We start from the raw sequence: 14,272 nt of genomic DNA, 5'->3' as shown, positions 1-14,272 counted from the left end.
TCGTGTGCGGTGTGGGTCACGGCTGCACCAGCCCGTCGTAGGCGTCGGGACGGCGGTCGCGGTAGAACGCCCACTGCTGGCGGACCTCGTCGATCAGCCCGAAGTCCAGGTCGCGGACGACCAGTTCCTCCTTGGAGTCGCTGGCGACCTCGCCGACGAACTGTCCGCGCGGGTCAACGAAGTAGCTGGTGCCGTAGAAGTCGTTGTCGCCGTACTCCTCCACGCCGACCCGGTTGATCGCCGCGATGAAGTACTCGTTGGCGACGGCCGCGGCGGGCTGCTCCAGCTTCCACAGGTAGGCGGACAGGCCGCGGGAGGTGGCCGAGGGGTTGTAGACCAGCTGGGCGCCGTTGAGGCCCAACTGCCGCCAGCCTTCCGGGAAGTGCCGGTCGTAGCAGATGTAGACCCCGACCTTGCCGACGGCGGTGTCGAAGACCGGCCAGCCGGCGTTGCCCGGCTTGAAGTAGAACTTCTCCCAGAAGCCTTTGACCTGCGGGATGTGGTGCTTGCGGTAGCTGCCCAGCACCGTGCCGTCGGCGTCGATCACGGCCGCGGTGTTGTAGTAGAAGCCGGACTGCTCGACCTCGAAGACCGGGACGACGATGACCATGCCGGTCTCGCGGGCGAGGTCCTGCATCCTCCGCACGGTCGGCCCGTCGGGCACCGGCTCGGCCCAGCGGTAGTGCTCCGGGTCCTGGACCTGGCAGAAGTAGGGGGCGTTGAACACCTCCTGGAAGCCGATCACCTTCGCGCCCTGCGCGGCCGCGGCTCTGGCGTACTCCTCATGCTTCGCGATCATCGATTCGGTGTCGCCGGTCCAGGTCGCCTGGACCAGTGCGGCACGCACAACATCGGCCATGAGCTGCTCCTTGTCGATGCGTCAGCCTGCGGCCCCACGCGGGGATCTCCACGGGTGGAGGCGACCGTAAGCCCCGTCACGCACCGTGGCAAGACCATCTCTCCCGTGGCGCGCCCCCGGAGGAGCGAAGGCCTCGCCCCCGGGCGCCGACCGCGCCTCCGGCGCCCGGCTGATGACCCCGCTGCTGCTGGGCTCGCCGCTCCATCCCGTCAACGCGACGATGATCGCCACCTCGCTGGTGGCCATCGGCCGGGACTTCCACGTCGGCGCCGCACGGACCGCCCGGCTGATCTCCGCGCTGTACCTCTCCAGCCCGGTGCCGCAGCCCTCGATGGGGCGGCCGGCCGACCGCACCGGCCCGCGCCCGGTCTTCCTCGCCGGCGCGCTGTGCGCCTGCGCCGCGGGCCTCATCGGCGCACTGGCGCCGACCTTCACCCTGCTGATCGCCTCCCGGTTCGTCCTCGGCATCGGCACCGCGGCGGCCCCCCTCCCCGCGGCGATGGCGATGCTCCGCGCCGAGTCCCGGAGGATGGGCCGCCGCACCCCGCGCCGGGTGCTCGGCCGGCCGCCACGCTCTTCGGCGTTCCGCAGGGCCTGGCGTCCACCGGGATCCAGGCCGCGGTCTACGCCCAGGCCCCGGCCGACGGTGTGGGCGCGGCGGCCGGGCCGCAGCGCACCGCCCAGTACCTCGGCGCGCTCACCGCCGCCGGCCTGATCGGGCTGGTCTACGGGCCGCGGGCCGCCGACTCCGGCCTGCGCCCCTCGCCCTGACCTGCCTCGTCCTGGGTCTGCTGCGGCTCGTCCTGACCCTCGCGGACCACACCCTGCGGGCCCCACGCGAGGCGTGAACCGCCCGATCCCCACCACGTCACCCTCGTCACCGACGCGATGCGACCTGGCCGAGGCGGCGCACCACAACAGCCTGGAGCGGATCTTCCCGCGGCTGGGCGGGACCGACACCACCGAGGCGGTGCTCAGGCTCCTGGGGTGACCGGGGCCGCCGCGCGCTCCTCCGGGTGGCCGGGCGGCCGCCGCTCGTGCCAGCGCAGGGCGTCCTGTAGCTGCGCGGCCAGCGAGACCAGCCGGGGCTCGCTGTGCGACGGGCCGAGGAGCTGGGCGCCCAGCGGCAGCCCGTCGGCGCTGAGGCCCGCGGGGACGCTCACGCCCGGCCAGCCGAGGACGTTCCACGGCCAGGCGTACGGGCACGCGGCGATCATGGCTTGATCCGTACGCCAGCCGCTGAGCCCGGCGAGGGTGCCGATGCGCGGCGGCGGGGTGGCGGTGGTCGGCGTCAGGAGGACGTCGTACGGCCCGAACAGGGCGCCGATGCGCTGCTGTTGACGCCTCTCGACGGCGCGGGCCCGACGCAGGACGGGGCCGCCGAGCAGCCGGCCCAGCCGCGCCGCCGCCCGCGTACGAGGGTCCAACAGCGAGCGGTCGGGGACCCGGGCCGCCCACTCCCCCACCCCGACCGTCGCCCGCGGCACGAAGGCCAGCCCGACCAGTCCGTAGTCCGGCTCGGCCTCCTCGACGAAGTGGCCGAGGCCGGCCAGTTTCCGGGCCACCCCGGTGACCGCGGCCCGGACGTCCGGGTGCAGCGGCTTGCGGGTGAAGGTCTGCGCGGGCTTCCAGGAGAGCGCGATGCGCAGCCGCCCGGGGTCGCGGCCGGCCGCCGCACGGGCCTCGATGGCCGGCGGCCGGTGCAGATCACCGTCGTGGTTGCCGCTCGCCACGTCCAGCAGCAGCGCCGCGTCCTCGACCGTACGGGCCAGCGGTCCGATGCCGGTGATGCCCTGGAAGGACTCGGGGTCGGGCCAGGTGGAGATCCGGCCGCGCTGCGGCTTGATGCCGACCAGGTGCGACCAGGCGGCGGGGATCCGGACCGAACCGGCGCCGTCGGTGCCCAGCGCGGCGGGTACCAGTCCGGCCGCGACCGCGGCGGCCGAGCCCCCGGACGAGCCGCCCGGGGTGTGCGCGAGGTTCCAGGGGTTGCAGGTGTCGCCGAAGGCCGGGCCCTCGGTGAACGGCCACTGGCCCAGCTCGCACGCGTTGGTCTTGCCGACGATGATCGCGCCGGCCGCCCGCAGCCGCCGTACGACCTCGGCGTCGCGCTCCTTGGGCGGGAACTCCCCGGCGCAGCCGAACGCGGTCGGCTCGCCCGCCACGTCGGTGTCGTCCTTGACCGCGACCGGCACCCCGAGCAGCGGCAGCCGCTCCCCGGCCGCCAGCCTGCGGTCGGCCGCGGCGGCGTCGTCCAGTGCCGCCTCGGCCCGTACCCGCCGGAAGGCGTTGACGGTGCCCTGGGTGGCCTCGATGCGCTCCAGCGACCGGCGGACCAGGGCGGCCGAGGACACCCGTCCCTCGGCCAGTGCCCGCGCCTGCTCGGCCAGCCCCTCCCACTCACCGGCCGTCGTACCGGCACTTCCGGCCGGGACCCCGGCCGCGCTCTCCTGGCTCTCGTCAACGCTCACGCTGCGTGCCCTCCCTGGGACCGCTCATTCGAACGAACGGTCCCAGGAGGCTAATCGCCACCGCGACGCCCATCAACGATGCCGCGCGGCGCGGCACATCGACGACACACGGACGGCACACAGCGGGCGTGCGCCGCCCGCACGGGCGGTCAGGAGTGGTGGACCACCATCGCCGAGCCACCGCCGCGGCGGACCCGTTCGGCCGCGGCCAGCCAGCGGCCGTCCGGCAGCCGCTGGATGCCGGTCGCCGCCCCGATCTCCGGGTTCTGTTTGAAGGTGTGCCCGAGCGCTTCGAGTTGCGGGCGCAGCGGGCTGTTCCACAGGGCGGGTTCGAGCTCGGTGGCCGCGGCGTTGCGCTGGCTGGCGCGGGGGGCGGCGATCGCGTCGACCAGCGGCATCCCGCGGTCCAGGTGGTTGAGCAGGGTCTGCAGCACGGTGGTGATGATGGTGGCGCCGCCGGGCGAGCCCAGTGCCAGCACCGGCCGCCCGTGGTGCAGCACGACCGTCGGGGAGATGGACGAGCGGGGACGCTTACCGGGGCCCGGGAGGTTCGGGTCGTGGACCGCCGGGTCGGCCGGCGCGAAGGAGAAGTCGGTCAGCTCGTTGTTGAGTAGGAAGCCGTGGCCGGGGACGACGATGCCGCTGCCGCCGGTCTGTTCGATCGTCAGGGTGTAGGCGACGATGTTGCCCCATTTGTCGGCGACGGTGAGATGGGTGGTGTTCTGGCCCTCGTACGTCGTGGGGGCGGCCTTGTCGGCGGCGGCGCAGCGCGCGGGATGGCGCGGGTCGCCGGGGGCGAGCGGGCTGGTCAGCGCCTTGTCGTCGTGGATCAGGCACTCCCGGGCGGCGGCGAACCGCTTCGAGGTCAGGCCCTTGACCGGTACGTCCTCGGAGGCCGGGTCACCGACCCAGCGGCCGCGGTCGGCGAAGGCGATCCGGCTGGCCTCGATGTAGCGGTGCAGGAACTGCTTCTCGGTCATCCGGGAGAGGTTGCTTTTCTCCAGGATGTTGAGCGCCTCGGCGATGCTGGTGCCGCCGGAGGAGGACGGGCCGATGCCGTAGACGTCCAGGCCGCGGTAGGTGGTGTGGGTGGGCGGGTGGCTCAGGGTGCGGTAGGCCCGCAGGTCGGCCGTGGTGAGGTGGCCGGGCCGTACGGTGCGCGGGGAGCCGGCGCGCACCGGCGGCCGGTTGACCGTACGGACGAGGTCCCGGCCCAGCGCGCCCCGGTAGAGCGCGGCCACGCCGTGCCGGCCCAACTCCTGGTACGTACGGGCCAGATCGGGGTTCTTCAGGGTCGAGCCCACCACCGGCAGCTTGCCGCCGGGCAGGAAGAGGTCCGCGGTCGCCGGGAAGTCGCGGAAGCGCGCCTCGTTGTCGGCGGTCTGCTTGCGGAAGGTCTCGTCGACGGTGAAGCCGCGGGCGGCCAGCCGCTGGGCGGGGCGCAGCACGTCGCCGAGGGAGCGGCTGCCCCAGGTGCGCAGGGCGGTGTCCCAGGTGGCGGGGGTACCGGGGGTGCCGACGCCCAGTCCGCTGGTCACGGCCTGGTCGAACGGTATCGGCTTGCCGTTCTCCAGGAAGAGGTCCTTGCCGGCGGAGCGCGGGGCGGTCTCCCGGCCGTCGAGGGTGCGGACGCTGTGGGTCCTGGCGTTGTAGTAGACGAAGTAGCCGCCGCCTCCGACGCCCGCGGAGTAGGGCTCGGTGACGCCCAGCGCGGCGGCGGTGGCGACCGCGGCGTCCACCGCGTTGCCGCCCTTCTTGAGCACGGCTATGCCGGCGGCCGAGGCGTCCGGGTCGACGCTGGAGACCGCCCCGCCGGACCCGACGGCGACCGGCGTCTTGTCGGGGGTGGCCAAGGGTGCGCGGGGTGCGGGGTGCGGGGGCGCGGTGGTCTCGGCGGCGGCCGGGAACGCCACCAGGGAGCCGGTCAGCGCGGCGGCCGCTCCCAGGACGGTGAGACGTCGGGCTCTGGTCATAACCGGGGTTTCCTCCAAGGCGTTGCACGAGGGGGCGGCAGGGGCCGGAGCCTACTCGGGCAACCACCCCGAGGACAGGGGGCAATTCGGGTGCCTCCACCCCCTGCCCTCGAACGCACCTCCGGTGTGCCGCTACGCTCCCCCGCCATGGATGACACCCTGCTGCTCCTGACCGTCGCGGTCGCCGCGCTCCTGGTGGGGCTGGCGGCCGGCTGGGCCGTGCAGTCGGCGGCGGTACGCCGGAGGCTGGCCCGTGAACAGAGCTTCTTCGGGCTGCCGGACGGCTCGGAGTGCGTCCTGGTCACCCACCGGGACAGCTCCTCGGCGCACTGGAGCATCCCCCGCCATGACGCGCTGGCGCTACTGGGGCTGGCCGCGGTGGTCGAGAACTGTGGCGCCCACCCGGAGGTGGCGCCGCACGACACCGGCCTCCAGGGCTTCGGCGCCCGCACCGAGTTCTGTGTGGGCGACCCCACCGCGCACCGGCGGCTGGCGGCGCACCTGGCCAGTCTGCTGCCGGGCGTCGCGGTGCACCCGGGCGACGAGTCCGGTGCGGGCCGGGGCACCTTCGACATCGGCGGCTCGACGTACCGGATGGAGCCCGGCGCGGTGGAGTACGTGCTGCTGGCGAGGCTGACGGCCGGCGAGGGCGGCCGGCCGGTGTTCCTGGCGGCCGGCCAGCGCCCGGTCACCCACCGGGCCGCGGTGCGCCACCTCGTCCGCAACCGGGCCCGGCTGGCCCGTAAGTACGGCCTCGACGGGCAGTTCTGCCTGCTGCTGAAGGTGGTCAACTCGCAGGCGTACGGGCCCGATGTGGTGGAACTGGTCGCCGATGTCACCAAGGCCGCGACCACGGCGGCGGAGGCCAGGAGCCACCGGGCCACGACGTGACCGGGCCGGGCCGGCGCGCTGCGGGTAGGGCCGACCGGCGCAGCCGCCGGGCGGGCACCCGGGCCGTCTGCCAGGCTCTATGGCGTGATCACCGGAGCCCTTCGGACCGCCCTGCACCGGACCGGTGCGCTGCCGGTGCTGGCGGTGGTGGTGCTGGCCCTGACGTGGGGGCGGTCGCTGCCGGCCGTCGTGGTCGCGCTGGTGTCCTGCCTCCTCGCCGGGGCGGTGCTGTCCGCGGTGCACCACGCGGAGGTGATCGCACACCGGGTGGGTGAGCCGTTCGGCTCGCTGGTGCTGGCGGTGGCGGTGACCGTCATCGAGGTCGCGCTGATCGTCACGCTGATGGTCGACGGCGGGGACAAGAGCGCGGCACTGGCCCGGGACACTGTCTTCGCCGCCGTGATGATCACCTGCAACGGCATCGTCGGCCTGAGCCTGCTGGTCGCTTCGCTCAAGCGCAGGGTGGCCGTCTTCAACGCGGAGGGCACCGGCGCGGCGCTGGCGACGGTCGCGACGGTGGCCGGCCTCAGCCTGGTGCTGCCGTCCTTCACCACCAGCAAGCCGGGCCCGCAGTTCTCCACCCCCCAGCTGGTCTTCGCCGCGCTGTCGGCGCTGATCCTCTACGGCTTGTTCGTGACCACCCAGACCGTCCGGCACCGGGACTACTTCCTGCCGGTGACCTCGTCCGGCGAGGTGATCGACGCCGAGGAGCACGCCGAGCCGCCGACCCGGCGGACCGCGCTGCTCAGCCTGGGGCTGCTGGCGCTGGCGCTGGTCGCGGTGGTCGGGCTGGCCAAGGCGGTCTCGCCGACCATCGAGTTGGGGGTGCTCACCGCCGGTCTGCCGTCGTCGGTGGTGGGGATCGTCATCGCGCTGCTGGTGCTGCTGCCGGAGACCATCGCGGCGGTCCGCGCGGCCCGCCGCGACCGGGTGCAGACAAGCCTCAACCTGGGACTGGGCTCGGCGATGGCGAGCATCGGGCTGACCATCCCGGCGGTCGCGCTGGCCACGGTCTGGCTGCCGGGTCCGCTGCTGCTGGGCCTGGGCGCCAGCCATCTGGTGCTGCTGGCACTGACGGTGATCGTGGGCACCCTGACGGTGGTCCCGGGCCGGGCCACACCGCTGCAGGGCAGCGTCCATCTGACCCTGCTCGCCGCGTACATCGTGCTGGCCGTCAGCCCGTGACGCAGCCGCCGTCCCGCGGTGCCAGCCGCCGTCCCGCGGTGCCAGCCGAACGGGTACGGAACTCCGCGCTCCCGGTGTCGCTCCCACCCCCGCCGGGGGCCGCATGAGACCACGTGGAGGGTGAGGTGGGATAAGCACACAAATTCCCGGCGGTGGTTCCTCCGGGCCGCGGTGGCGCTCGGCGCGCTCTCCGCGGGCCGCGCGGTGTTCGGCCCCGACCACGGGGCTCCCGCGGCCGGCACGGCGCAGCGGGGGCGGGGGCGGCCGTCCGGCCCGGACACCGCGGTGCCCTCCCACCCCGACGCAATGCGCAGGACCGAGGCCTACCGGCTCCGGCCGATGGCCGGCGAGACCTCCCGCTCCGGCCCCGGCGCCTCACCACCGCACCCCGAGGTCGCCCACGTCCTGTCCACCGCCCGTCAGGAGATCTTCCTGACCTTCGACGACGGGCCCCACCCCCACTACACCCCGGAGATCCTGCGGGTCCTGCGTCGGCACGGCGCCCGGGCCACCTTCTTCGTCGTCGGCGAGCGGGCCCTGGCCTTCCCGCGGCTGCTGCGCGACATCGCCGACGACGGCCACGCCGTGGGCAACCACACCTGGTCCCACCTCCAGCTGACCACGCTGCCGCCGGGCGCGGTCCGCGGTGAACTCGGCCGCACCAGCAGCCTGATCGACGACGTCCTGGGCGCGGCCCCCGACCTCGCCCGCGCCCCGTACGGCGCCTGGGACGCCCCCTCGCTGAGCATCTGCAACGAGCTGGGCATGTCTCCGGTCGGCTGGGCGGTCGACTCGGCGGACTGGACGACCCCCGGGGCACGGAACATCGCGGACACCGTCGTGCAGCAGATCCGCCCTGGCGCGATCGTGCTGTCGCACGACGGGGGCGGGTGGCGCGGTCAGACCGTCGAGGCGCTGGACCGGTACCTGCCGCGGCTGCTGGACGAGGGCTACCGTCCGAACCGCATCGAGCCCTGACACCGGCCCGCACGGGACCGGCCGGCCGCCGCCACCGGGCGGCCGGAGAGCCTCCAGACCACGGGACAAAGGGCATCAATGGGCGAGAACGGTCACCCCGCGTGCTGACACTGGTGTCAATGGTTTATCGTTCAAACGCAGGCGGGCTCCCCCCGTGCCCGCCGTGCCGCCCCGGCCGAATTCCCCCGTTCGGCCGGGGCCTCTCCTTTTCCGGCGGCTTCTCCGGCCCTTTCCGGTCACTACCGCCCTCTTCTCCGGTCGCTACCGGTTGGACGCTGGCCCCTTCCGGTCGCCCACCGGTCGCCCTCCGGCCGCCCTCCGGTCCCTTGCGAAGCGGACCGGTTCCCTTGCCGGCCGCTATCGCAGATGCGACGCCCCGTTCACATCGAGCACCGCCCCGGACGACCAGACCGCGTCCGGTGAGGCGAGGTAGTGCACGGCCGACGCCACGTCCTCGGGCGCGGCGACCCGGCCGAACGGGCTCTGCTGCCGCACCTCGTCGGTGAGGCGCTCGGCCACCCGCTCGGTCTGGACAAAGCCCGGTGCCACGGACGCCACGGCGATGCCGTACGGCGCGAGGTGGACCGCCAGCGACTGGCCCATGGCGTGCAGCGCCGCCTTGGCCGCGCCATAGGCGGGGTGGTCCGGCTCGCCGCGGAACGCCCCCCGCGAGCCGATGTTGACGATCCGCCCCTCCACCTCCCGCTCGATCATGTTCCGCGCCGCGCAGTAGCTGGTGTGCGCCGCCCCCAGCAGATTCACGTCCACGATCTGCCGCCAGGCGTGCTGCCAGTCCTCGAACGACGTACGGTCCAGCGGGTGCGCGGTGTTGGTGGCGGCGTTGTTGACCAGGACGTCGACGCCGCCCAGCGCCGCCACGGCCGCCTCCACCACCGCCGCCGCCCCCTCCGGCGTGCTCACGTCCCCCGGCACCAGCACGTGTCCCCGGCCCGTAAGCCCCGCGTACGCCTCCTCCGCCGCGGCGCGCCGCGAGGCGTAGTGCAGCGCGACCCGGTCGCCGGCGGCGGCGAACCGCTCGGCGACGGCCCGCCCGATCCCTCGTGAGGCCCCGGTCACCAGTACTGCCCGGCTCATGCGGCCACCCTCCCTCAGCAGTTCGGCCCAACCCTCGTGCCCGACGCAAACGATCTTAAGGAGTCCGCGGAGCCCCCGCCGCACCGGGCGGCGCTCCGACTCCGGCGGCCTCTCGTGCCCCCGGGTGCGCATGCCGCCCCCGGGTGCGCATGCCGCCTCCGGGGAACTGCCGTTGAATGCGGAATGTCCGCGTCTGTCGAGCAGTGCCGGCCCCACCGGGAGCACAGATGTCGCCACCGAAGTCCCCGGGCCCGCCCACCGCGCCGGGCACGCCCCCGAAAGAAGCACTGCGGCGTCTCGGGGAATGGTGTGCCCGTCACTGCGTACTGGTCCTCGTGGCCTGGCTGGCCGTCCTGGCGGGCTTGCAGGTCCTGCAACACGCTTACGGGGGCGAGTACTCCGACAACTTCGCGCTGCCGGGCGTGCAGTCGACCAAGGGCCGCGATCTGCTCCAGCAGCACGAGCCGAAGGCCGGCGGCTACAGCAGCCAGGTGGTGCTGCACGACGCCCGGCCGCTGACCGGCTTCCGCAGCCAGATCGACAGCGCCGTCACCGCCCTGGGCAAACTGCCGGACGTGCTGTCGGCGCAGAGTCCGCTGCCCCCGCCCGGCGCACCCCCCGCCAAGCCGCCGCCGGGCACGCCGAACATCGGCCCGCTGTCCACCGACGGCCGGACGGCGTACCTCACGGTCCGCTTCAGCGTGCAGCCCTCCACCCTCGGCCCGGGCTACCTGCCGGGCGTGGACGCGGCGGTGCAGCCGCTGCGCACGGCGGGCGTGGAGGTGGAGTACGGCGGGCCGCTCGGCGAGCTGGCCCGGCCCCGGCCCGACGACCGGGTCAGCGAGGCGATCGGCTTCGCGGTGGCGATCCTGGTGCTGCTGGTGGGTTTCGGCAGTGTGCTGGCGGCCGGGGTGCCGCTGCTCACCGCCCTGCTCAGCGCGCTCTGCGGGCTCGCCTGCCTGGGGCTGCTCGCCGCCGCCTTCCTCTTCGCCACCGTCTCCCCGACCCTGGCCACCATGATCGGCCTCGGGGTGGGCATCGACTACGCGCTGTTCCTGATCACCCGGCACCGGCAGAACCTGATGGACGGCGCGGATCCCGTCACCGCCGCCGGGCGCGCCGTCTCCACCAGCGGCCGGGCGGTCCTGGTGTCCGGGTGCACGGTCATCATCGCGCTGATGGGGCTGTGGGTGTCGGGCCTGACCTTCATCGGCAAGCTGGGCGTGGCGGCCGCCGTCACCGTGGTCTCCGCGGTGCTCGGCGCGCTCACCCTCGTCCCGGCGTTGCTCGGCCTGATCGGCCGCCGCATCGACCGGCTGCACGTCCGCCGGCCGATCGCCGAGACGGACGCCGGGCCGGGCGAGGAGGTGCGCGGAACCTGGCACCGGTACGCGCGGCGGGTGGAGCGGCGGCCCTGGTGGTACCTGGCCGGCGGGGTGGTCGTGGTGTGCGTGCTGGCCATCCCGGTCTTCTCGATCCAGCTGGGCCACATCGGCGACGGCGCCGACCCCAAGTCCTTCACCGACCGGCGCGCCTTCGACCTGATGTCCTCGGCGTTCGGCCCCGGCTCCAACGGCCCGCTGACCGTCGTCATCGACGAGACGCAGGTCCCCCCGGCAGACCGCAAGATGCTGGCGGACCAGGCCCAGCAGGCGCTCGCCCACGTCCCCGGCGCCGCCCATGTCACCCCGCTCAAGGCCACCCCGGACGGCGAGGTGCTGATCGCCACCGCCTACTCCACCCAGTCCCCGCAGAGCGCCGACACCACGGCCCTGGTCAACCGGCTCAAGGACGACACCCTGCCGCAGGCCGTACGGGGCACCGACGGGCACGGCTATGTGACCGGGACGACGGCCGGCCAGGTGGACTTCCTGGACATCGTCGCCAGCCGGCTCCCGCTGATCATCGCGGTGGTGGTCGCGCTCGCCTTCCTGCTGATCCTGATCGTCTTCCGCGGGGTGCTGGTCGCGGTGAAGGCGGCGGTGCTCAATGTGCTGTCGATCGCCGCGTCGTACGGCGTGGTGGTCGCGGTCTTCCAGTGGGGCTGGGGCGGCCCGGCGCTCGGAGTCTCGGGCACGGTGCCGATCGAGAGCTACGTACCGATGATGATGTTCGCGATCGTCTTCGGGCTGAGCATGGACTACGAGATCTTCCTGCTGTCGCGGGTGCACGAGGCCTGGCTGCGGACCGGCGACTCCAGGGGGAGCGTGGCGCACGCCCTGGAGATCACCGCCCGGGTGATCACCTGCGCCGCGCTGATCATGGTGAGCGTCTTCGCCGCCTTCATCGTCAGCGACAACATCGTGGTGAAGATGCTGGGGCTCGGCCTGGCCGTGAGCGTGCTGATCGACGCCACCGTGGTCCGGCTGCTGCTGGTCCCCGCGGCGCTGACGCTGCTGGGCCCGCGGGCCTGGTGGACGCCCCGCTGGCTGGACCGGATCCTGCCGCACGTGCGCACGGAGGGCGAGGAGCAACTGCCGAGCAGCCCACCGGCGGTCCCCGTGCGCCGCCCGTAGCGGCGGCGCGACGGACGCGCCGGGCCGCGGTGCGCCGGGCCGCGGTGCGCCGGATGATCGGAACATGGCCCCGACTGCCGAGCAGGGCTCGGCCCCCTACCCGCTGATCCGGCCGATGCTGGCCACGATCGGGCCGCTGCCCGACGAGCTGGAGGAGGCGGACTGGGCGTTCGAGGCGAAGTGGGACGGGGCCCGCTGCATCGTCAACACACCCGGCGACGGCACCGTCCGGCTGGTCACCCGGGCGGGCAACGACGCCACCACGACCTATCCGGAACTGGCGCCCCTGGGTGACCAGCTGCGCGGCCGGCCGGTGGTGCTGGACGGCGAGGTGGTGGTGCTGGACGCGCGGGGGCGGCCGGACTTCGGGCTGTTGCAACGGCGGATGGGCGTGGTGAACCCGCGCCGGACGGCCCGGCTGGCCATGGAGCACCCGGTGCACCTGATCCTCTTCGATGTGATGTACCTGGGCCGCTCGCTGCTCGGCACGCCGTACCACGAGCGCCGGTCGGTCCTCTCGGGGCTGCGGCTGCGCGGCCCCAACTGGTCGACGCCCGCCTATGTGGTGGGCCATGCCCAGCAGGCCTGGGAGGCCTCGCTGCAGGGCGGGCTGGAGGGGGTGGTGGCCAAGCGGCTGACGTCCGCGTACCTGCCCGGACTCCGGTCACCCGAGTGGCGCAAGACCAAGCATCTGCAGACCCTCGACGTGATCATCGGCGGCTGGACGGAGGGCCACGGCAGCCTCGCCGGACTCCCCGGATCGGTGCTGGCGGGCGTGGCGGAGCCGGCCGGGCTGCGGTACGTCGGCTCGGTCGGCTCGGGGCTGTCCGACCAGGAGCGCCATGAGCTGGCCCGCTACCTGGAGGTGATCCGGCTGGACCGCTCCCCCTTCGTCAACGCCGTGGACACGGTGGGCGCGCACTTCGCCGAGCCCCGGCTGGTCGCCGAGATCACGCTCACCGGCTGGACCTCCGCGGGACGGCTGCGGCACCCGATCTGGCACCGGCTGCGGCCCGATCTGACGCGGCTGTAAGCGCCCGCACCCACGGGCGGGGCAGAGACGGCTGCCCCGGGAGGGGAGGAGCCCCACGGTGAATCCTGAGGTACGGCCGGGCAGCAGGCACCGGCATACGGCGCCCGATGCGCCGGGCGGCTGATCCCGGGGGATTTCCCCGCCGCCACGGGAAGGCTCGCCCTGAGCACCTCGCACCTCGCGGACGGAAGGAGCCGGTGGTGTCCCCCCACCCCACCGAAGGCCACACCACGTGCGGCAACACCGAGTACGGCCGGACGCAGTTCAAGCGCTCCCGGAGTCACTTCGCCGACCGCATCACGGCGGACGGCCGCGACGGCTGGCCGGTCGAGGCCGGCCGCTACCGCCTGGTGGCCAGCCGTGCCTGCCCCTGGGCGAGCCGGGCGGTGATCTCCCGGCGGCTGCTCGGCCTGGAGGACGCGCTCTCCCTCGCCATCCCCGACCCCCTCCAGGACGACCGCAGCTGGCGCTTCACGCTGGATCCGGACGAGCGTGATCCGGTGCTCGGCATCCGCTTCCTCAGCGAGGCCTACGACGCCCGCGAGCGGGGCTACCCCGGCGGGGTCAGCGTCCCCGCCGTCGTCGACGTACCCAGCGGGAAGCTGGTCACCAACGACTTCCAGCAGATCACGCTCGACCTGGCGACGGAGTGGGCCGCGCTGCACCGGCCCGGCGCGCCCGACCTGTACCCCGAGGCGCTGCGCGAGGAGATGGACGTCGTCATGGCGGGCGTCTACCGGGACGTCAACAACGGCGTCTACCGGGCCGGTTTCGCCACCGGCCAGAGCGACTACGACGCGGCCTTCCACGATCTCTTCCGGCGCCTGGACCTGCTCTCCGAGCGGCTGTCCGACCAGCGCTACCTGATGGGTGACCGCATCACCGAGGCGGACATCCGGTTGTTCACCACGCTGGTCCGCTTCGACGCCGTCTACCACGGCCACTTCAAGTGCAACCGGTTCAAGCTGGCCGAGGACCCGGTGCTCTGGGCGTACGCCAAGGACCTGTACCAGACGCCCGGGTTCGGTGACACGGTCGACTTCCACCACATCAAGCAGCACTACTACCGGGTGCACACGGGCATCAACCCGACCGGCGTGGTCCCGCTCGGCCCGGACCTCTCCGGCTGGCTGACCCCGCACCACCGCGAGGAGTTGGGCGGCCGGCCGTTCGGCGACGGCACGCCGCCCGGCCCGGTGCCGGCCGCCGAGGAGGTGCCGCCCAGCGGACTCCCCGAGCGGCTCCGGCTCGGGGCGTGACGGCCCGGGCGC

At 73.9% G+C, this 14,272-nt stretch carries 12 protein-coding genes; 8 read left to right on the top strand and 4 right to left on the bottom strand.

The features are described from left to right. Positions 1–16: 16 nt before the first annotated feature. A complete protein-coding gene (locus tag AB0G84_RS20120) occupies positions 17–859 on the bottom strand; it encodes a nitrilase-related carbon-nitrogen hydrolase (protein WP_361322134.1) in 843 nt (280 codons plus the stop codon). An 85-nt stretch (positions 860–944) separates the two neighbouring features. Between AB0G84_RS20120 and AB0G84_RS20115 the strand changes: the two genes are divergently transcribed. Both AB0G84_RS20115 and AB0G84_RS20110 read left to right on the top strand, forming a co-directional pair. After that, positions 945–1,574 carry an MFS transporter gene (locus tag AB0G84_RS20115; RefSeq protein WP_361322131.1) on the top strand — a complete coding sequence of 210 codons (630 nt, stop codon included), beginning with the start codon at positions 945–947 and terminating at the stop codon, positions 1,572–1,574. A gap of 129 nt (positions 1,575–1,703) precedes the next feature. Next, complete coding sequence (locus AB0G84_RS20110; protein WP_361322572.1) at positions 1,704–1,850, top strand: hypothetical protein; 147 nt, start codon at positions 1,704–1,706, stop codon at positions 1,848–1,850. On the opposite strand, the gene AB0G84_RS20105 is transcribed toward AB0G84_RS20110, so the two are convergent. Both AB0G84_RS20105 and ggt read right to left on the bottom strand, forming a co-directional pair. Next, the gene (locus tag AB0G84_RS20105; protein WP_361322128.1) at positions 1,834–3,330 is read right to left on the bottom strand and encodes an amidase; all 1,497 of its coding nucleotides are present in this window, start codon (positions 3,328–3,330) and stop codon (positions 1,834–1,836) included. The two genes, AB0G84_RS20110 and AB0G84_RS20105, sit on opposite strands and share 17 nt — an antisense overlap. 149 nt (positions 3,331–3,479) lie before the next feature. After that, positions 3,480–5,303, bottom strand: a complete 1,824-nt coding sequence (gene ggt, locus AB0G84_RS20100; protein WP_361322126.1) for a gamma-glutamyltransferase — start codon at positions 5,301–5,303, stop codon at positions 3,480–3,482. A 147-nt stretch (positions 5,304–5,450) separates the two neighbouring features. Here ggt and AB0G84_RS20095 point away from each other — a divergent pair, with 147 nt between their 5' ends. The 3 genes from AB0G84_RS20095 to AB0G84_RS20085 all read left to right on the top strand — a co-directional run bounded on the left by AB0G84_RS20095 (position 5,451) and on the right by AB0G84_RS20085 (position 8,357). Next, positions 5,451–6,194, top strand: a complete 744-nt coding sequence (locus tag AB0G84_RS20095) for a hypothetical protein (RefSeq protein WP_361322123.1) — start codon at positions 5,451–5,453, stop codon at positions 6,192–6,194. A gap of 87 nt (positions 6,195–6,281) precedes the next feature. Then, positions 6,282–7,379, top strand: coding sequence for an ionic transporter y4hA (locus tag AB0G84_RS20090; protein ID WP_361322540.1), 1,098 nt, complete (start codon positions 6,282–6,284; stop codon positions 7,377–7,379). A 120-nt stretch (positions 7,380–7,499) separates the two neighbouring features. Continuing rightward, on the top strand, positions 7,500–8,357 hold the full coding sequence (locus tag AB0G84_RS20085) for a polysaccharide deacetylase family protein (RefSeq protein ID WP_361322120.1): 858 nt from the start codon (positions 7,500–7,502) through the stop codon (positions 8,355–8,357). A gap of 357 nt (positions 8,358–8,714) precedes the next feature. Here the strand turns inward: AB0G84_RS20085 and AB0G84_RS20080 are convergent, their stop codons facing one another. After that, a complete protein-coding gene (locus tag AB0G84_RS20080) occupies positions 8,715–9,452 on the bottom strand; it encodes an SDR family oxidoreductase (RefSeq protein ID WP_361322117.1) in 738 nt (245 codons plus the stop codon). A 227-nt stretch (positions 9,453–9,679) separates the two neighbouring features. On the opposite strand from AB0G84_RS20080, the gene AB0G84_RS20075 reads away from it, so the two are divergent. The 3 genes from AB0G84_RS20075 to AB0G84_RS20065 all read left to right on the top strand — a co-directional run bounded on the left by AB0G84_RS20075 (position 9,680) and on the right by AB0G84_RS20065 (position 14,260). Beyond that, positions 9,680–11,968 carry an MMPL family transporter gene (locus AB0G84_RS20075; RefSeq protein WP_361322114.1) on the top strand — a complete coding sequence of 763 codons (2,289 nt, stop codon included), beginning with the start codon at positions 9,680–9,682 and terminating at the stop codon, positions 11,966–11,968. Positions 11,969–12,032: 64 nt separating this feature from the next. Further along, positions 12,033–13,001, top strand: coding sequence for a non-homologous end-joining DNA ligase (gene ligD, locus AB0G84_RS20070; protein ID WP_361322111.1), 969 nt, complete (start codon positions 12,033–12,035; stop codon positions 12,999–13,001). 200 nt (positions 13,002–13,201) lie between these two features. Continuing rightward, a complete protein-coding gene (locus tag AB0G84_RS20065) occupies positions 13,202–14,260 on the top strand; it encodes a glutathione S-transferase C-terminal domain-containing protein (protein ID WP_361322108.1) in 1,059 nt (352 codons plus the stop codon). Positions 14,261–14,272 lie beyond the last annotated feature (12 nt).

Origin of the sequence: Streptomyces sp. NPDC020742, assembly GCF_040641675.1 — a bacterium.
Classification (GTDB): domain Bacteria; phylum Actinomycetota; class Actinomycetes; order Streptomycetales; family Streptomycetaceae; genus Streptomyces.
Note: the sequence above shows the minus strand (reverse complement) of the source record. Positions and strands in the feature narration are given on the sequence as shown.

Coding starts and splice junctions, on each gene's coding strand:
- ligD (WP_361322111.1), top strand. CDS start 12,033: ATGGCCCCGACTGCCGAGCAGGGCTCGGCCCCCTACCCGCTGATCCGG.
- ggt (WP_361322126.1), bottom strand. CDS start 5,303: ATGACCAGAGCCCGACGTCTCACCGTCCTGGGAGCGGCCGCCGCGCTG.
- AB0G84_RS20120 (WP_361322134.1), bottom strand. CDS start 859: ATGGCCGATGTTGTGCGTGCCGCACTGGTCCAGGCGACCTGGACCGGC.
- AB0G84_RS20095 (WP_361322123.1), top strand. CDS start 5,451: ATGGATGACACCCTGCTGCTCCTGACCGTCGCGGTCGCCGCGCTCCTG.
- AB0G84_RS20075 (WP_361322114.1), top strand. CDS start 9,680: ATGTCGCCACCGAAGTCCCCGGGCCCGCCCACCGCGCCGGGCACGCCC.
- AB0G84_RS20080 (WP_361322117.1), bottom strand. CDS start 9,452: ATGAGCCGGGCAGTACTGGTGACCGGGGCCTCACGAGGGATCGGGCGG.